Source organism: Flavobacteriales bacterium (assembly GCA_026129465.1).
Classification (GTDB): Bacteria; Bacteroidota; Bacteroidia; order Flavobacteriales_F; family PHOS-HE28; genus PHOS-HE28.
This window is the reverse complement of the sequence record JAHCIA010000001.1, coordinates 2,811,102-2,826,819: the sequence shown is the minus strand read 5'-3', so window position 1 is coordinate 2,826,819 and position 15,718 is coordinate 2,811,102. Positions and strand designations below refer to the sequence as shown.

Sequence of the window (15,718 nt, the reverse complement as noted above, 5' to 3'; positions counted from 1 at the left end):
GTTGTAGTCCAAAGGTAAAACAGGACCTGTGGGACCGAGCGCGGCACGTTGATCATGCCCACGCGCGTTATCCTCGCCAGCCTAGCGGTCGGCGGGCTCCCTCGTTCCTCGGGCCTCCTCGCTCCGTGCGCTGCTCACCCAACCCTGCGGCGGGCTGCCGCTGCCATCCCTCACGCGAAACACCCACTACGCTGCGATCACCGGCACCCCATAAGCGGCGAAGTGCGGATCCGCCGTAAGCAGATGCATACCCTCGTGCTTCGCCTGTGCGATGAGCATCCGGTCGAAGGGATCGCGGTGGTGGAGGGGGAGGGTGGTGACCCGTTGCACATGCTCGGTTCGCAAATGCAGCAGGTGGAACTCGAACTCCGGCAAGGAGGCGATCATCTCATCCAACGGTGCCATCAGTTCCAGTTTGCCCAATGAGGATTTGATGGCGATCTCCCAGAGCGGGACGATGCTCACACAAGCACGGACCTCTTCGGATGCGATCAGCTCACGCTGGGCTTTCGTAAGGCGCTTATCGCCGCTCCATGCCCAGAGCAGGATGTGGGTGTCCAGCAGGACATCCATCACATGTAGTCCTTCAGGTCATCCAATGGCCCATCGAAGTCATCCGCCATACGGATCTTGCCTTTGAACTTGCCGAACGGGATGGGCTTGCGCTTGGGTTCTCCCTTGCGCTTGCGTTTTAGCAAGCCGTCGATGAAGGCCTCCACCTCCTTGCGCAACCCTGAAGGGAGCGATTCGATCTTGATGAAGAGGCCGGCGCTGGACATACTGCTAAGGTACAACGTACAGGACTCGTTCAGCAAAACCGCTCGTCCAGCGGTGCATTGAAGTCATCGAAGGACACTTCGTGCTACCGGTCGCCACGGAGCGGTCGGCGGTGCTGTTGGAACGGTTGCGGGTGATGGCGGGAGTGTGAGGAACAGAGGGCTTAGCGATGGATGTTCGCTGTTAGAGGTCATTGGGGCGTGCCCCGGCCCACCCTTCGACTCCGCTAGGCTTCGCTCAGTGTCGGCCGGGTCAGGCTAGGAGTTCAGCCCGGGCTTGACCCGGGCCTACAAGTCCTCGCCCGATTACCGGCTTGCGGGCTTTCCGCTTCTATCCCTCACGCGAATCTCAGCTGCCACTTGACTTAGCGTTCCTAGAGAATGAGCAAGCAGAATTTCTTCGTGCCCTGGTTCACCTCAACACCAATTGTGGCACCATTGAGCGTCCACCACCGACCCTTCCAAGTCTTGGCACGCAGTTGCTCAATATCTAACTCGTTGAATCGGCCAAGACCGTCGTCATCAAGACCGAAGAGATCCAAAAGTTGGTGAACTACGACCTGATACTCCGAGTACATGTCGAACTGGGAGAGATTGTTCTGATGACGCTCTAGGAGTAAGAACGATTGCTCTCCCTCATGGATAGCTTGGAGTCGGTTGAAATGGTTTAGATAGCGTTCATTCACCTTGTAGTCCACATAGGTGCGCCATGGGAACATCACGCTTGGCGACGTGGTGAGGAACGAATGCCGAAGACCATGACCTAGCGCTTTGAAAAGGGCTGCTCCACTCTGCTCCGATATCTGCTCTAAGTATCTCATCCGTTGTAGGAACTGCTGTAGGTTCATCGTCTCCGTGGCAATTCCTCTCATTCCAAAAACGATGTTCGATTTGACTATGAACCCAACATCGTTGGAGACGAGATAGTCGCAGTGTCCACCGAAGAAAGCATGGCCCGCATCGTTCTGCGTATTCGTGAATCGTGCCTTCTTGTTCGGCTCATCGTCTACCCCGGTCAAGTTCAGCATGAGAAAGGTCGTCGTCAGGTAGTCGTGAGTTGAGGGCGTCTTGTTCTTGTTGGCGTTTTCAACTCCTGTGTTGATCATGTCGATCAATGACCACTCCTTGCCGGTGCGGTCTACCATCTTGATATCCTTAGAGCTAATGGAGAAGTCAAACTCCATTGCAGCCTCTCTCATTGCCCCTCGAACTCCCTTGTAAACAGATCTGTCTTCGTGGAGCGCATCGAGGAATGAGCCAAACAGTTCAGTCCATTCCCCGATTGTGTAGTAGTCCTTTGGATTGGGGATGAGCTTTAGCCAGATCTTCCGCCCGGCCTCATCCATGGCGGCAATGTTAGAGGCCAGGTTCAAAGGCAGCCGTATGCTGAACAGCCCCTTCATCAAGACTGACAGTGTTCCGCTCAGGCCATCGAACGCGCCGAACAAGTCGCCAATACTTCCCGGAGTGAAGAATGACTTGCCGTCAAATGCTTCAGTTGGGGTGGCGATTAGAATGTCGGCACGACCTTCCTTCAGATCATTGACTAGAGGCCATCTCAAAAATAGTTGAGGTGTCCTGAGCCATGAACAACGGGCGTTTGACAACCGAAGAAGGGAGGGTCTTGATCCTTTCACCGTGCATGTCCTCTTTCGATGTCCAAAACGATGGACTGCACGGACGCCCAGTGGGAAGCGGTCAAGGACCTGCTCTCACCTATTCAAGAGAGGACCGAGACGCGTGGCAGGAAGCCACTGGATGCTCGGGAGGTGTTCAATGGGGTATTATGGATCTGCCGGACAGGAGCCAGATGGCAGGATCTTCCACCGCGCTACCCTCCTTACCAGTCGTGCCATCGGTACTTCCAGCGCTGGTGTCAGCAGGGCGTATGGGACAAGGTGCTGTGGGCCTTGGCGCAGGACCTCAAACGAAGAGGGAAGATCGACATCACAGAATGCTTCATCGATGGCACCTTCTCCAGTGCCAAAAAAGGGGGCTCCATATCGGCCCGACTAAGCGAGGTAAAGGCACCAAGATCATGGTCGTCACAGACGCTGCTGGTCTTCCTATCGCCGTACGGACCTTCGGAGCCAGCACCCACGAAGTGAAGCTCGTGACCCAAACGCTGGCCGCGCGTTTCATGGAAGAATTGCCCCAAGTGCTCATCGGCGACAAGGCCTACGATAGCGATCAGCTCGATCGCAAGCTCAAGCGCAGGAAGGTCCGCATGATCGCACCGAACCGCGCAGGGCGTTCAAAATCCCAAGATGGAAGGGAGCTTCGCAGATACAAGCGGAGATGGAAGGTGGAGCGATGCTTCGCCTGGCTCAACAACTTCAGGCGTACTGTGGTCCGCTACGAGTATCACAGCATCAACTTCCTGGGCTTCGTCCAGCTCGCTTGTGCCATGATCCTCATGCGCAAACTATTTTGAGATGGCTTCTAGGTAGTTCCGATCTACCAGCTGTTCCATGAACAAGAGATCGTCCCGCTTCTTCTCAGTCTTGTCCTGGTTCAAGTCTTCAAGATGCGCTTCCGAGAAGACGAAGACATGTCTCTTCTTGAGTTGAATGAGGAATTCCAAATCGGCTTGCCGCTCTGGTTTTCTCAACTCAGAAAAGATGTTCTTGTCGAGATAGATGCGCATTGCTCGATAGTCTTGACAGGCCAAAGTTGAGGGCGGTGCGTGAGGGATAGGAGCAAGTAGCCCGGAGCCGTCTTCGGCGAGGACTACTGCGGATAGCCCGACGGCGGGCACTTGGCGCCGGCACGCCCTACCCTTCGACGGGCTCAGGGTGACAACTCACTCCAACCAACTCTTCCAGTACTTCCCATCATCCAGCTTCAGCGCCTCCTCGGTCACCATCAGCGGCTTGAAGGTGTCCACCATCACGGCCAGCTCGTCGGTCACTTTCTTGCCGATGCTGCGCTCCATGGCGCCGGGGTGCGGGCCGTGGGGGATGCCGGCGGGATGCAGGCTGATGTGGCCCGGGCCGATGTCGTTGCGGCTCATGAAGTCGCCGTCCACGTAATAGAGCACCTCGTCGCTGTCGATGTTGCTGTGGTTGTAGGGCGCGGGGATGGCCTGCGGGTGGTAGTCGTAAAGGCGTGGCACGAAGCTGCATACCACGAAGGCGTCGGTCTCGAAGGTCTGGTGGATGGGCGGCGGCAGGTGTACGCGGCCGGTGATGGGCTCGAAGTCGTGGATGCTGAAGGCGTAGGGGTAGTTGTAGCCGTCCCAGCCCACCACGTCGAAGGGGTGGCTCGCGTACACGAATTCATGCAGCAGGTTCTGCTTCTTCACCTTGATCGTGAAGTCGCCCTTCTCATCGTGTGTCTCCAGTTTCTTCGGTCGACGGATATCGCGCTCGCAGAACGGTGAATGCTCCAGCAGCTGGCCGAACCAGTTGCGGTAGCGCTTCGGCGTGTACATGGGCCGGTGGCTCTCCACGATGAACAGGCGGTTGTCGCTGTCCTTGAACTCCATGGTGTAGATCATCCCGCGGGGGATCATCAGGTAGTCGCCGTACTTGAAGTCGATGTTGCCCAGGAAGGTGCGCAGGGTGCCGCTGCCCTTGTGGATGAAGATCATCTCATCGCAGTCGGCGTTCTTGTAGAAGTAGTCCACGGTTTTGGCCTGGGGCGCGGCGAGCACGATGGCGCAATCGCTGTTCACCAGAATGGCCTTGCGCGCAGCGAGGTGGTCCTTCTCCGGCTTGGTCTTGAAGCCGTGCAGCCGCAGCGAGCGCATGTTCTTCTCGATGGCGATCTTGGGGCTGACGTCCTTCGGCTTGCGCAACTCCTTCACCATGGTGGGGCGGTGCACGTGGTAGCTCAGGGTGCTCATGCCATCGAAGCCGATGGTGCCGAAGAGCTGCTCGTAGAAGAAGCGGTCCTTGCCGTTCTTGAAGACGGTGTGCCGCTTGTGAGGGATCTTGCCCAGTGTATGGTAGATCGGCATTGGCCGGTTGGGGGTTGAAAGTTGAGCGGGTTGGCGGTTGCCCGTTGTCAGTTTTCTGCCGCGCAAGCCTAAGCGCTCGTTGTCGGTTGTGGGTTGACGGTCGTCAGTTCGGGTTGAAGTGTGCCATTGAGCGCGAGCAGCTCCTCTTCCTCACGGATGCGGCGACGCAGGCCTTCGGGGTCGTTGATGGCTTTGGTCCTGGTGCTGCGGGTGCTGCGGCCTTTGCGCCAGACGCGTTGGGCTTCGATGGGCAGCTGGTGGATCTCGCGGCAGCTGGGCGAACAGCAGTCGGCGTACTTGGTGGCGCAAGCCTCGCATTGCACCAGAAGCAGGTTGCAGGTCGCTTCGTGGCAATTGGTGATGCGGTCGCACTTTGCGCCGCACTGCATGCAGGTGCTCACCACATCGTCAGTGATGCGCTCGGACAGGCGTTCATCGAACACGAAGTTCTGCCCCTTGTACTTGCTCTTCAGGCCTTGCGCTTTGATCTGCCGCGCGTAGTCGATGATGCCGCCGTGCAGCTGGCCCACGTTGGTGAAGCCTTCGTGCTTCAGGTAGGCGCTGGCCTTCTCGCAGCGGATGCCGCCGGTGCAATAGAGCAGCACCTCGGCGTCCTTCTTCTCCTTCATCACTTCCTTCACCTCTTCGATCGCCCCCCGGAACGTATCGGCCCTGGGCAGGTAGGCGCCCTCGAAATGCCCGATGAGGCACTCGTAGTTGTTGCGCATGTCGATCACCAGCGCACCTTCTTCCATCTTTCTGTTGAAGGCGGCCGCATCGAGGTGCTCACCCACGTTGGCCACGTCGAAGGCATCATCCGCGAGACCGTCGGCCACGATCTTGTTCTTCACCTTGATGGCAAGCTTCAGGAAGCTCCTGCCATCATCCTCCACGGCGATCTTGAAGGGCACGCTGTTGAACTCCGGCCGCGCGTCCAGCGCCTTGCGAAACCTGTCCAGGAGGTGCATGGGCAGCGAAAGCTGGGCATTGATCCCCTCATGGGCCAGATAGATGCGCCCGAGAACGCCCAGCGCTTCCCACTCGGTGTACAGTTCGCTCCTCAGGGCAGCGGGGTCGGCCAGCCGCACGTATCGGTAGAAACTGAGCGTGGTGCGCGGAAAGCCCTCGGATCCCAGACGGGCCCGAAGCTCAAGGGGGCCGTGATGATTGCGCAAATGATGGGCTTCCATGCCGGACAAAGATAGCCGAAGGGCCACGGCCTCAGGGGCATCCGGGGCCATGGGTGGGCGCTACATTTGGCGCCTCAGCAAAGCTTGCGCATGCCCGACAAACGCATCCTCGTCATCGGCTCCAGCGGCCAGATCGGCACCGAGTTGGTCGAAGGCCTCCGGGCCCGCTTCGGTAACGACAATGTGGTGGCTTCCGACATCAAGGAGCCTCAAGCGAAGCAGGATGGCCCCTTTGTGATGGTGGACGCCATGGACCGACGGGGCATCGAGCGCATCATCGAGAAACATGGCATCACCGAGGTGTACCTGCTGGCCGCCTTGCTGAGCGCCACGGCCGAGAAGGATCCCGCCTTCGCGTGGAAATTGAACATGGAGAGCCTCTTCATCGTGCTGGAGCTGGCGCGCGAAGGCAGGCTGAACAAGGTCTACTGGCCCAGCAGCATCGCGGTCTTCGGCCCCACCACGCCCAAGGACGGCACGCCGCAACACACCATCGCGGAGCCGACCACGGTCTATGGCATCAGCAAACTGGCGGGCGAAGGCTGGTGCCAGTACTACCACAAACGCTATGGCGTGGATGTGCGCAGCATCCGCTACCCGGGCTTGATCGGTTGGAAAAGCGCGCCCGGCGGAGGCACCACCGACTACGCCGTGCACATCTTCCACGAGGCGATCAAGCACGGCCGGTACACGAGCTTCCTGGGGCCGAAGAGCACCCTGCCCATGATGTACATGCCCGATGCCATCCGGGCCACCATCGAAATCATGGAAGCCCCTGCCGATCGGATCAAGGAACGCACCAGCTACAACCTGGCCGGCTTCAGCTTCAACCCGGAAGAGATCGCCTCCGAGGTGCGCCGTCACATCCCCGGCTTCGTCATCGACTTCGCCCCCGACCACCGCCAGGCCATCGCCGACAGCTGGCCGCGCAGCATCGACGACAGTGCCGCCCATGCCGATTGGGGCTGGAAACCGGCTTACGGACTGGCCGACATGGTGAATGACATGGTCGTGAATCTGAAGCGGGACCTGGGCAGTTGAAAAGTTGGAGGTCGAATGTTGGAGGCGTGCTGGCCGATTTCCAATCCCGCAACATGCAACCTTAAACCCTGCGGGACCGTTTCGCGTGACGCGAACCCTGACCGATGACAAGCCGCTGGACCCTGACCTGCCTGTTGCTGCTGACAATCGCCGCCTCTTACGCCCAGGCCATCGCCCCGACCGACACCCTGAACCGGGTGGACGAGCTGGGCCGCAAACAAGGCTGGTGGCGCGTGGTGGCGCCAGAGACCGACAAGACCGGCTACCCCGATGGCGCCCTGGTGGAGGAAGGCCGATACAACAACGGCAAACGCACGGGCACCTGGCGTCGCTTCTGGCCCAACGGCAATCCGATGAGCGAGATCGAATACCACCTGGGACGCCCGCGCGGCGCGTACGCCGTGTACTACCCCAATGGCAAGGTGGAGGAAAGCGGCCGTTGGGACCTGGACCGCAACACCGGCCGTTTCCAGCGCTGGCATCCCAACGGCAAGCTGGCGCAGGACTTCGTCTTCAACGATCATGGCCAGCGGGACGGAGAGCAGAAGTACTACCATGAGAACGGCCAACTGGCCGTGACGGTGAACATCAAGGAAGGGCGCGAGGAAGGCACCCTGAAGCGCTACACCCCCGACGGCCAGCTGCTGCAGGTGGCCGAGTTCAACGGCGGCGTGATCAACGAGGCGAACAGCCGGTACATCCGCAGCGTGCCGAAAGCCGAGGACGTGAAGCCCGACGCATCGGCACCCTCCGCGCCGGCGGTGACCAGGGAAGAGAAGCCCAATGCGGTGCCCTTCCGCGAGAACGGCTGGAACACGCTCTACGACAGGCAGCTGCGGATCTCCCAGCAGGGCGAGTTCAAGAACGGCCGCCTGTGGGACGGCAAGCGTTACACCTACGACACCGACGGACTGCTCCAGCGCATCCAGGTGTACAAGGGTGGCCGCTATGCGGGCGATGCGCCGATCACCACCGAGGACCGGCAGTGATCCGGGGCCTCCGTGGAGCAAACACTACCTTGGCCCCGATGACGGAACATGCGCCAGCGCATCGTTCCACCACGCATCGGTCCGCGGCTTGAAGCGTGCGGGCCGCGATCATAGGGCACCATGGAAGAACTCGAGGAACGCATCCGGTTGTTGATCGACAAGATCACCGGCAACCTGCGCCGCGCGGTGCTCATCGCGCTGGCCGTGCTGGCCGCACTCACCTCCATCAAGACCATCGGTCCCGAGGAGGAGGGCGTGGTGCTCTACCTGGGCAAGTACGATCGCACCCTGCGGCCCGGTCTCAACTTCATCCTGCCCTTCTGGATGGAGACCATCTACAAGACACCGGTGCAGCGCCAGTTGAAACATGAGTTCGGTTTCCGGACCCGCGATGCCGGCGTGCGCACCGAATACGGCAGGGAAGCCTACTCCGACGAGAGCAGCATGCTCACCGGCGACCTGAACCTGGCCGATGTGGAGTGGGTGGTGCAGTACCGCATCGTGGACAGCTATCAGTACCTCTTCAAAGTGCGCAACGCGGAGAAGACCTTCCGCGACATGTGCGAGGCCAGCATGCGCAAGGTCGTCGGTGATCGCACCGTGAACGAGGTGATCACCGTGGGACGCCAGGAAGCCGCCAGCCGCGTGGAGGTGCTGTTGCAGCAGATGTGCGACGAATACCAGAACGGCATCCGCGTGGACCAGGTGGTGCTCCAGGATGTGAATCCGCCCGACAAGGTGAAGCCCTCCTTCAACGCCGTGAACCAGGCCGAGCAGGAACGCAGCACGCTGATCAACCAGGCCGAGAGCGAGTACAACCGGGTGATCCCCCGCGCGCGCGGCGAGGCCGCCGAGACCATCCAGCTCGCCGAGGCCTACGCCCTGAACCGCGTGAACTATGCCACCGGTGAGGCCGACCGCTTCAACGCCGTCTACATCGAGTTCGTCAAATCGCCCGACGTGACACGCCGCCGCCTCTACCTCGAAACGCTGGACCGCATCCTGCCGAAGGTGGGGCGCAAGATCATCGTGGACGAGAAGAGCAACAACGTGCTGCCACTGCTGAACATCGAGGGGCTGCAGAAAAGCAAATGACCATGGGCGTGCGCAACATCCTCCTCATCGTGCTGGCCGTGGCGGTGGTGGCCGTGTCCTGGAGCGGCGTCTTCATCCTGGATGAGACCCAGCAGGCCATCGTCACCCAGTTCGGCAAACCCGTGGGACAGCCCCGCACCGAGCCGGGCATGAACTTCAAGGTGCCCTTCATCCAGAAGGTGCAGTTCTTCGACAAGCGTTTCCTCGAGTGGGACGGTGACGTGAACCAGGTGCCCACCAAGGACAAGACCTTCATCCTGGTGGACACCTACGCGCGCTGGGAGATCACCGATCCGCTGCAATTCTTCATCCGCCTGAACGATGAGCGCGGCGGGCAGAGCCGTTTGGACGACATCCTCGACGGCGAAGTGCGCAACGCGGTGGCCGCGCACGACCTGGTGGAGGTGGTGCGCAGCACCAACCGCGAACCCGAAGTGACCGAGGAATACATGGAGGAGGCCGAAGTGCTCAACCCCATCCGCATCGGACGCAGCAAGATCGAGGCCCAGGTGTTGAGCAGGGCCAACGAGCGCACGAGCGACCTGGGCATCCGCATCCTCGATTTCCGCTTCAAACGCCTGAACTACGCCCCCGAAGTGCGCGACCGGGTGTACGAACGCATGGTGAGCGAGCGCAACCGCATCGCCGACCGCTTCCGCAGCGAAGGGCAGGGCGAGGCGCGCAAGATCGAGGGCGACAAGGAACGCGACCTGGCCCGCATCCAATCCGAGGCCATCATGGAAGCGCAGCGCATCCGGGGCCGGGCGGACAGCAGCGCCACGGCCATCTACGCCAGGGCCTTCGACCGCAACCCGGCCAGCCGCGAACTGTACACCTTCCTGAAGAGCCTGGAGGTGTTGGAGAATTCACTCGACGGCGAAAGCCACGTGATCCTCAGCACCGACAACGAACTCTACCGCTACCTGAAGCGGATGAAGTAGCCGGCGGACCGATGCCCCGGCCAGGGGCAGGCCTTGATGACCGGATCCCCACGCGGAACCCTCCACTACCTTCGCGCTGCCCTTGCCGGGCACGCCGAACCACCATGTCCGACACCCGCCCAGGTCCCTTCCACCTGACCAACACCCTCACGCGGAAGAAGGAGGAATTCAAGCCGCTGGACCCGCCCCATGTGGGCCTTTACGTCTGCGGCCCCACCGTTTACAGCGATGTGCACCTGGGCAATGTGCGCAGCTTCCTCACCTTCGACGTGCTCTACCGCTGGCTCTCGCACATCGGCTACAAGGTGCGCTACGTGCGCAACATCACCGATGTGGGGCATCTGGTGGACGATGTGGACCACGGGGAGGACAAGATCGCCAGGCGCGCGCGGCTGGAAAGGCTGGAGCCGATGGAGATCGTGCAGAAGTACACCAACGGCTTCCACGATGTGATGCGGCTCTTCAACATCCTGCCGCCCAGCATCGAACCCACCGCCACCGGCCACTTGATCGAGCAGATCGAGATGGTGAAGCGCATCCTCGGCAGCGGCTACGGCTATGAGGTGAACGGCAGCGTGTACTTCGATGTGCCGCGCTTCGCCGAGAAGCATCCCTATGGGGAACTCAGCGGCCGCAGGATCGACGAGCTGATCGCCAACACGCGCGACACCGAAGGCATGGACGAGAAGCGCAGCCCGCTCGACTTCGCCCTGTGGAAGAAGGCCGATCCCGCGCACCTGATGAAATGGCCCAGCCCCTGGGGCGAGGGCTTCCCCGGCTGGCACCTGGAGTGCAGCGCCATGAGCACCAAGTACCTGGGCCGCACCTTCGACATCCACGGCGGCGGCATGGACCTGAAGTTCCCGCACCACGAATGCGAGATCGCGCAGAGCGTGGCCGCCGATGGGCAGGCCCCCGTGCGCTACTGGATGCACGGCAACATGCTCACCGTGAACGGCCGGAAGATGGCCAAGAGCGAGGGCAACGGCTTCACGCCCGAAGAGTTGATCACCGGGAACCACAAGCTCCTGGAACGCGGCTACAGCGCCATGACGGTGCGCTTCTTCATGCTGCAAAGCCACTACGCCGGCACGCTGGACTTCAGCAACGCCGCATTGCAGGCCGCGGAGAAAGGTCTGGAGCGTTTGATGGCCGCGGTGGAAGCGCTGCACAGGTTGAAGCCCGGTGACAGCGACCAGGCCGACATCGCCGCCCTGGAACAGCGCTGCCACCAGGCCATGAACGACGACCTGAACACGCCGGTGATGATCGCCGAACTGTTCGAGGGCGTGCGCATCATCAACTCGGTGCGCGACGGCAAGATGGCGCTCACGGCCTCCGCGATCGAACGGTTGCGCAGCTTGTTCAAGACGATGGTCCACGATGTGCTGGGCCTGCTGCACGAAGAAGCACGTGCGGACGACGACCAAGCGCTGGACGGCCTCGTGCGGATCTTCATCCAGCAGCGCGCCGAGGCCAAGGCCCGCAAGGATTTCGCCACGGGCGACCGCATTCGCGACCAGCTCGCCGCACTGGGCATCCGCCTGGTGGACACCAAGGAAGGCACCACATGGGAACGCGCCTGATACGCACCACCCGGGCCGGCATCGCCGCCATGCTGCTGCTATCGGCCTGCGGCACGGATACGCAAGTGCCCGATGCACCGCCCAAACCGGCATTGCCCGCCCTGCCGCCCACACCGCATTTCAACGCGGACAGCGCTTACGCCTTAGTGCGGAAGCAGGTGGACTTCGGTCCGCGCGTGCCGGGCACCGCCGCGCACCGGGCCTGCGGCGATTGGATGATCGCCAAGCTGCGCGGCTACGGCGCCGAGGTGACCGAGCAGACCGGTTCGGTCACCGTCTACACCGGCCAGAAGCTGCCCCTGCGCAACATCATCGGCCGTTTCAACCCCGAAGCCAAGGACCGCATCCTGCTCTTCGCGCACTATGACACGCGGCCCTTCGCCGACAAGGACACCGAGCGCAAGAACGAGCCCATCGACGGGGCCAACGACGGCGCCAGCGGCGTGGCCGTGCTGCTGGAGATCGCGCGCCACCTGGCCGGCAAGGAGCACGGCCCCGGCGTGGACATCCTCTTCACCGACGTGGAGGACCACGGCCAGCCCAGTGGATCGATGGGCATGGACAACGGCAGCGCGGACACCTGGGCGCTGGGCGCGCAATACTTCGCCAAGAACCCGCACGTGCCGGGCTACACCGCGCGCTTCGGCATCCTGCTGGACATGGTGGGCGCCCGCGACGCGCTCTTCTACCGCGAAGCGCTGAGCATGCAGTACGCGCCGGCCATCGTACACAAGGTGTGGAAGACCGCGCACGCGCTCGGCTACCGCGACCGTTTCATCAACGAGACCAAATACTTCGTGGGCACGGACGACCATGTGCCCATCAACAAGCAGCTGCGCATCCCCAGCATCGATATCATCCAGTACGATCCCGACACGCGCGCCTTCGGCCCCTACTGGCATACGCACGATGACAACATGGACATCATCGACCGGGAGACGCTGAACGCCGTGGGACATACCGTGCTGGAGGTGGTGTGGCAGGAGCGTTGAGTGGCGAGGATGACTCCGCGGATCAATTCAGCCGCAGATGTCGCAGATAGCGCAGATAGCGGCTGGCTTCAGCTGCGCACTGGCATAGCGACAGGAAGTACACGATCGCTTCCATCCGGACCAGTTCCTGGGGCGCGATCATCTGCGTCATCTGCGACATCTGCGGCTCCTCACCAAAGCGCCAGCGAAGCCGCGCCATCCCGCGCCTAACTTGGCGGCCGCATGTCCCAACAAGTTCCCACCGCCGCCGAGGACAAACGCCTCTTCCTCCTCGACGCCTACGCGCTGATCTACCGCGCCTACTTCAGTTTCATCAAGGCGCCGCGCATCAACAGCCAGCGCCTCAACACCAGCGCGGCCTTCGGTTTCACGCTCACCCTGCTCGATCTGATCAAGCGCGAGAAGCCCACCCACATCGCCGTGGTCTTCGATACCGCCGCGCCCACCGACCGCCACATCGAACACACCGAGTACAAGGCCAACCGGCAGGAGATGCCCGATGACATCCGCAGCAACATCCCCTACATCCGCCGCATCATCGAGGCCTTCAACATCCCCATCCTTGAAAGCGACGGCTACGAGGCCGACGACGTGATCGGCACCCTGGCCAAACAGGCCGAGGCCACCAGCTACACCACCTTCATGGTCACGCCCGACAAGGACTTCGGGCAGCTGGTCACCGACAAGGTCCTCATGTACAAGCCCGGCCGTGCGGGCGCGCCGCCCGAAGTGCTCGGTCCCAAGGAGATCTGCGCGCGCTGGGGCCTGGAGAACACCGACCAGGTGCGCGACATCCTCGGCCTCATGGGCGACGCGGTGGACAACATACCGGGCATCCCCGGCGTGGGCGAGAAGACCGCCATGAAACTGGTGCAGGAATTCGGCAGCCTGGAGGCGGTGATCGAACGGGCGGATGAGATCAAAGGCAAGCTGGGCGAAAGGGTGAAGGAACATGCCGAGCAGGGCGTCTTCTCCAAGCGGCTCGCCACCATCATCACCGATGCGCCGGTGGAGATCGACCACACCGCCCTCACCCTCGATCCGCCCGACAAGGACAAGGTGCTGGAGGTGTTCAGCGAGCTGGAATTCCGCAACCTGCTGAAGACCGTGCTCGGGGAGGAAGCGCAATTGCAGGCGCCCGCGGCCCCGGCGAAAAAGGCCAAGGGACGCCACGAGGACCAGATCGACATGTTCAGTGGTGGCGATCCGGATGACGCCGGTGACGCGCTGCCATCCACCACCCCGCTGGCCACCATCCACACCACGGAACACGAGTACCGCATCGCCGCCACGGCCGCGGAACAGGACGCGTTGGCGAAGGAACTCGCCGGCCTGGAACGCTTCTGCTTCGACACCGAGACCACCAGCATCGACGAGCGCCACGCGGAATTGGTCGGGCTCTCCTTCAGTTGGAAAGCGCACACTGGATGGTATGTGCCCGTGCCCGCCGACCGCGCGGAAGCGAAGACCATCGTGGCGCGCTTCAAAGCCGTGCTGGAGGATGCCCGCATCGAAAAGGTGGGGCAGAACATCAAGTACGATCTCATCGTGCTGGAGAACTACGACGTCCACCTGGCAGGACCCATGTTCGACACCATGCTGGCGCACTACCTGCTGCAGCCCGAACTGCGGCACGGCATGGACTACATGGCCGAGACCGTCCTGGGCTACCGGCCGGTGAGCATCACCGAGCTGATCGGCCCGAAAGGGAAAGGCCAGAAAAGCATGCGCGAGGTGCCGGTGGAGCAGGTGGCCGAATACGCCGCCGAGGATGCCGACATCACCTGGCGGCTGTACGAGGCCTTCGCGCCGCGCCTGCAGGAGGACGGCCTGGAGCAGCTCTTCCGCGACATGGAGATGCCCCTGGTGCGCGTGCTGGGAGACATGGAGATGGAGGGCATCCGGCTGGATGTGGAGGCTTTGAGGGACTACGGCCGCGAACTGGGCGGGGACATCCTGAAACTGCAGGGCGCCATCAAGGAAGCCTGCGGGAACATCGAATTCAACATCGACTCGCCTAAGCAACTGGGCGACGTGCTCTTCGAGACCTTGAAGATCGGCGGCGACAAGCCGAAGAAGACCCGCACCGGCCAGTACCAGACCAGCGAGGACGTGCTCGCCGAGCTGAAGGACGCGCACCCCGTGGTGCCGCTGATCCTGGAATACCGCATGCTGCGCAAGCTGAAGAGCACCTACGTGGACACCCTGCCCACCATGGTCGATCCGCGCACCGGGCGTGTGCACACCAACTACCGCCAGGCCGTGGCCGCCACGGGCCGCCTCAGCAGCGAGGACCCCAACCTGCAGAACATCCCCATCCGCACCGAGAAGGGCCGCGCCATCCGCAAGGCCTTCGTGCCACGCGACAACCGGCACCTGCTGCTCAGCGCCGACTACAGCCAGATCGAGCTGCGCGTGATCGCACACATGAGCGGCGACCACAACCTGCAGGAGGCCTTCCGCCAAGGCTTGGACATCCACGCCGCCACGGCCGCCAAGGTCTTCAACGTGGACCTCGCCCAGGTGACGCGCGAGCAGCGCGGCCGCGCCAAGGCCGTCAACTTCGGCATCGCCTACGGGCAGGGCGCCTTCGGCCTCAGCATGAACCTGGGCATCCCGCGCGCGGAGGCCAAACAGATCATCGACGACTACTTCGCGCAATTCCCCGGCGTACGCGAATACATGGACACCCAGATCGAATTCGCCCGCAAGCATGGCTATGTGAAGACCCTGCTGGACCGCCGCCGCTACCTGCCGGACATCAACAGCGCCAACCAGACCGTGCGCGCCCAGGCCGAACGCATCGCCATCAACGCCCCCATGCAGGGCACCGCCGCCGACATCATCAAGCTGGCCATGGTGCGCATCCACGCCGGTCTGCGGAAGGAGCGCATGAAGAGCAGGCTGCTGCTCCAGGTGCATGATGAACTGGTGCTGGACACGCAACTCGACGAGGCGCCCGCCGTACAAGCGCTCGTTCGTGAGCGGATGGAAGGTGCCCTGAAGCTGGAAGTGCCGCTCGTTGTTGACATGAACATGGGGAAAAACTGGCTGGAAGCGCACTGAGCGCGCGTGAGGCCACCGGCATCTTTGAGCCACTTTCCCCCCGACCCGATGCAGCCGATGAGACGATCGTACATGCCATGC

Annotated in this window: 16 protein-coding genes; 9 read left to right on the top strand and 7 right to left on the bottom strand. The window is 62.0% G+C overall.

Annotated features, from left to right (window positions below):
* Positions 1 to 186: 186 nt before the first annotated feature.
* The 3 genes from KIT10_12010 to KIT10_12000 form a co-directional block, all read right to left on the bottom strand.
* Entirely contained in the window at positions 187 to 573 is a 387-nt protein-coding gene (locus KIT10_12010) for a type II toxin-antitoxin system VapC family toxin (protein ID MCW5899983.1), read from the bottom strand.
* A complete protein-coding gene (locus KIT10_12005) occupies positions 573 to 779 on the bottom strand; it encodes a DUF2281 domain-containing protein (protein ID MCW5899982.1) in 207 nt (68 codons plus the stop codon). The genes KIT10_12010 and KIT10_12005 overlap by 1 nt, the downstream gene beginning before the upstream one ends.
* A 371-nt stretch (positions 780 to 1,150) precedes the next feature.
* Positions 1,151 to 2,338 (bottom strand): hypothetical protein, encoded by a 1,188-nt coding sequence (locus KIT10_12000; GenBank protein MCW5899981.1) that lies wholly within the window; start codon positions 2,336 to 2,338, stop codon positions 1,151 to 1,153.
* Positions 2,339 to 2,443: 105 nt separating this feature from the next.
* Between KIT10_12000 and KIT10_11995 the strand changes: the two genes are divergently transcribed.
* Together KIT10_11995 and KIT10_11990 are read left to right on the top strand one after the other, a co-directional pair.
* A complete protein-coding gene (locus KIT10_11995) occupies positions 2,444 to 2,884 on the top strand; it encodes a transposase (GenBank protein MCW5899980.1) in 441 nt (146 codons plus the stop codon).
* Positions 2,815 to 3,210: an IS5 family transposase gene (locus KIT10_11990; protein MCW5899979.1), complete on the top strand. Its 396-nt coding sequence runs from the start codon at positions 2,815 to 2,817 to the stop codon at positions 3,208 to 3,210. Before KIT10_11995 ends, KIT10_11990 begins: the two co-directional genes overlap by 70 nt.
* Here the strand turns inward: KIT10_11990 and KIT10_11985 are convergent.
* The 3 genes from KIT10_11985 to KIT10_11975 all read right to left on the bottom strand — a co-directional run bounded on the left by KIT10_11985 (position 3,202) and on the right by KIT10_11975 (position 5,927).
* Complete coding sequence (locus KIT10_11985; protein MCW5899978.1) at positions 3,202 to 3,423, bottom strand: hypothetical protein; 222 nt, start codon at positions 3,421 to 3,423, stop codon at positions 3,202 to 3,204. The two genes, KIT10_11990 and KIT10_11985, sit on opposite strands and share 9 nt — an antisense overlap.
* A gap of 156 nt (positions 3,424 to 3,579) precedes the next feature.
* The gene (locus KIT10_11980) at positions 3,580 to 4,737 is read right to left on the bottom strand and encodes a homogentisate 1,2-dioxygenase (protein ID MCW5899977.1); all 1,158 of its coding nucleotides are present in this window, start codon (positions 4,735 to 4,737) and stop codon (positions 3,580 to 3,582) included.
* Positions 4,738 to 4,805: 68 nt separating this feature from the next.
* The gene (locus tag KIT10_11975; protein MCW5899976.1) at positions 4,806 to 5,927 is read right to left on the bottom strand and encodes a rhodanese-related sulfurtransferase; all 1,122 of its coding nucleotides are present in this window, start codon (positions 5,925 to 5,927) and stop codon (positions 4,806 to 4,808) included.
* A 90-nt stretch (positions 5,928 to 6,017) separates the two neighbouring features.
* Here KIT10_11975 and KIT10_11970 point away from each other — a divergent pair, with 90 nt between their 5' ends.
* The 6 genes from KIT10_11970 to KIT10_11945 all read left to right on the top strand — a co-directional run bounded on the left by KIT10_11970 (position 6,018) and on the right by KIT10_11945 (position 12,571).
* A complete protein-coding gene (locus KIT10_11970) occupies positions 6,018 to 6,968 on the top strand; it encodes an NAD-dependent epimerase/dehydratase family protein (protein MCW5899975.1) in 951 nt (316 codons plus the stop codon).
* A 104-nt stretch (positions 6,969 to 7,072) separates the two neighbouring features.
* Positions 7,073 to 7,957, top strand: a complete 885-nt coding sequence (locus tag KIT10_11965; GenBank protein MCW5899974.1) for a toxin-antitoxin system YwqK family antitoxin — start codon at positions 7,073 to 7,075, stop codon at positions 7,955 to 7,957.
* A 120-nt stretch (positions 7,958 to 8,077) separates the two neighbouring features.
* On the top strand, positions 8,078 to 9,052 hold the full coding sequence (gene hflK / locus KIT10_11960; protein ID MCW5899973.1) for an FtsH protease activity modulator HflK: 975 nt from the start codon (positions 8,078 to 8,080) through the stop codon (positions 9,050 to 9,052).
* 2 nt (positions 9,053 to 9,054) lie between these two features.
* Positions 9,055 to 9,993, top strand: a complete 939-nt coding sequence (gene hflC / locus KIT10_11955; protein ID MCW5899972.1) for a protease modulator HflC — start codon at positions 9,055 to 9,057, stop codon at positions 9,991 to 9,993.
* Positions 9,994 to 10,097: 104 nt separating this feature from the next.
* Positions 10,098 to 11,579, top strand: coding sequence for a cysteine--tRNA ligase (cysS, locus tag KIT10_11950; GenBank protein ID MCW5899971.1), 1,482 nt, complete (start codon positions 10,098 to 10,100; stop codon positions 11,577 to 11,579).
* Complete coding sequence (locus tag KIT10_11945; GenBank protein ID MCW5899970.1) at positions 11,564 to 12,571, top strand: M28 family peptidase; 1,008 nt, start codon at positions 11,564 to 11,566, stop codon at positions 12,569 to 12,571. Before cysS ends, KIT10_11945 begins: the two co-directional genes overlap by 16 nt.
* A gap of 22 nt (positions 12,572 to 12,593) precedes the next feature.
* On the opposite strand, the gene KIT10_11940 is transcribed toward KIT10_11945, so the two are convergent.
* Positions 12,594 to 12,770, bottom strand: a complete 177-nt coding sequence (locus KIT10_11940) for a hypothetical protein (GenBank protein MCW5899969.1) — start codon at positions 12,768 to 12,770, stop codon at positions 12,594 to 12,596.
* Between the two features lie 23 nt (positions 12,771 to 12,793).
* Between KIT10_11940 and polA the strand changes: the two genes are divergently transcribed.
* On the top strand, positions 12,794 to 15,637 hold the full coding sequence (gene polA, locus KIT10_11935) for a DNA polymerase I (GenBank protein MCW5899968.1): 2,844 nt from the start codon (positions 12,794 to 12,796) through the stop codon (positions 15,635 to 15,637).
* Positions 15,638 to 15,718 lie beyond the last annotated feature (81 nt).

Excerpts from the sequence above, each read along its gene's own strand:
- KIT10_12010 (MCW5899983.1), bottom strand. The coding sequence starts at position 573 with ATGGATGTCCTGCTGGACACCCACATCCTGCTCTGGGCATGGAGCGGC.
- KIT10_12005 (MCW5899982.1), bottom strand. The coding sequence starts at position 779 with ATGTCCAGCGCCGGCCTCTTCATCAAGATCGAATCGCTCCCTTCAGGG.
- KIT10_11995 (MCW5899980.1), top strand. The coding sequence starts at position 2,444 with ATGGACTGCACGGACGCCCAGTGGGAAGCGGTCAAGGACCTGCTCTCA.
- KIT10_11990 (MCW5899979.1), top strand. The coding sequence starts at position 2,815 with ATGGTCGTCACAGACGCTGCTGGTCTTCCTATCGCCGTACGGACCTTC.
- KIT10_11985 (MCW5899978.1), bottom strand. The coding sequence starts at position 3,423 with ATGCGCATCTATCTCGACAAGAACATCTTTTCTGAGTTGAGAAAACCA.
- KIT10_11980 (MCW5899977.1), bottom strand. The coding sequence starts at position 4,737 with ATGCCGATCTACCATACACTGGGCAAGATCCCTCACAAGCGGCACACC.
- KIT10_11975 (MCW5899976.1), bottom strand. The coding sequence starts at position 5,927 with ATGGAAGCCCATCATTTGCGCAATCATCACGGCCCCCTTGAGCTTCGG.
- KIT10_11970 (MCW5899975.1), top strand. The coding sequence starts at position 6,018 with ATGCCCGACAAACGCATCCTCGTCATCGGCTCCAGCGGCCAGATCGGC.
- KIT10_11965 (MCW5899974.1), top strand. The coding sequence starts at position 7,073 with ATGACAAGCCGCTGGACCCTGACCTGCCTGTTGCTGCTGACAATCGCC.
- hflK (MCW5899973.1), top strand. The coding sequence starts at position 8,078 with ATGGAAGAACTCGAGGAACGCATCCGGTTGTTGATCGACAAGATCACC.
- hflC (MCW5899972.1), top strand. The coding sequence starts at position 9,055 with ATGGGCGTGCGCAACATCCTCCTCATCGTGCTGGCCGTGGCGGTGGTG.
- cysS (MCW5899971.1), top strand. The coding sequence starts at position 10,098 with ATGTCCGACACCCGCCCAGGTCCCTTCCACCTGACCAACACCCTCACG.
- KIT10_11945 (MCW5899970.1), top strand. The coding sequence starts at position 11,564 with ATGGGAACGCGCCTGATACGCACCACCCGGGCCGGCATCGCCGCCATG.
- KIT10_11940 (MCW5899969.1), bottom strand. The coding sequence starts at position 12,770 with ATGGCGCGGCTTCGCTGGCGCTTTGGTGAGGAGCCGCAGATGTCGCAG.
- polA (MCW5899968.1), top strand. The coding sequence starts at position 12,794 with ATGTCCCAACAAGTTCCCACCGCCGCCGAGGACAAACGCCTCTTCCTC.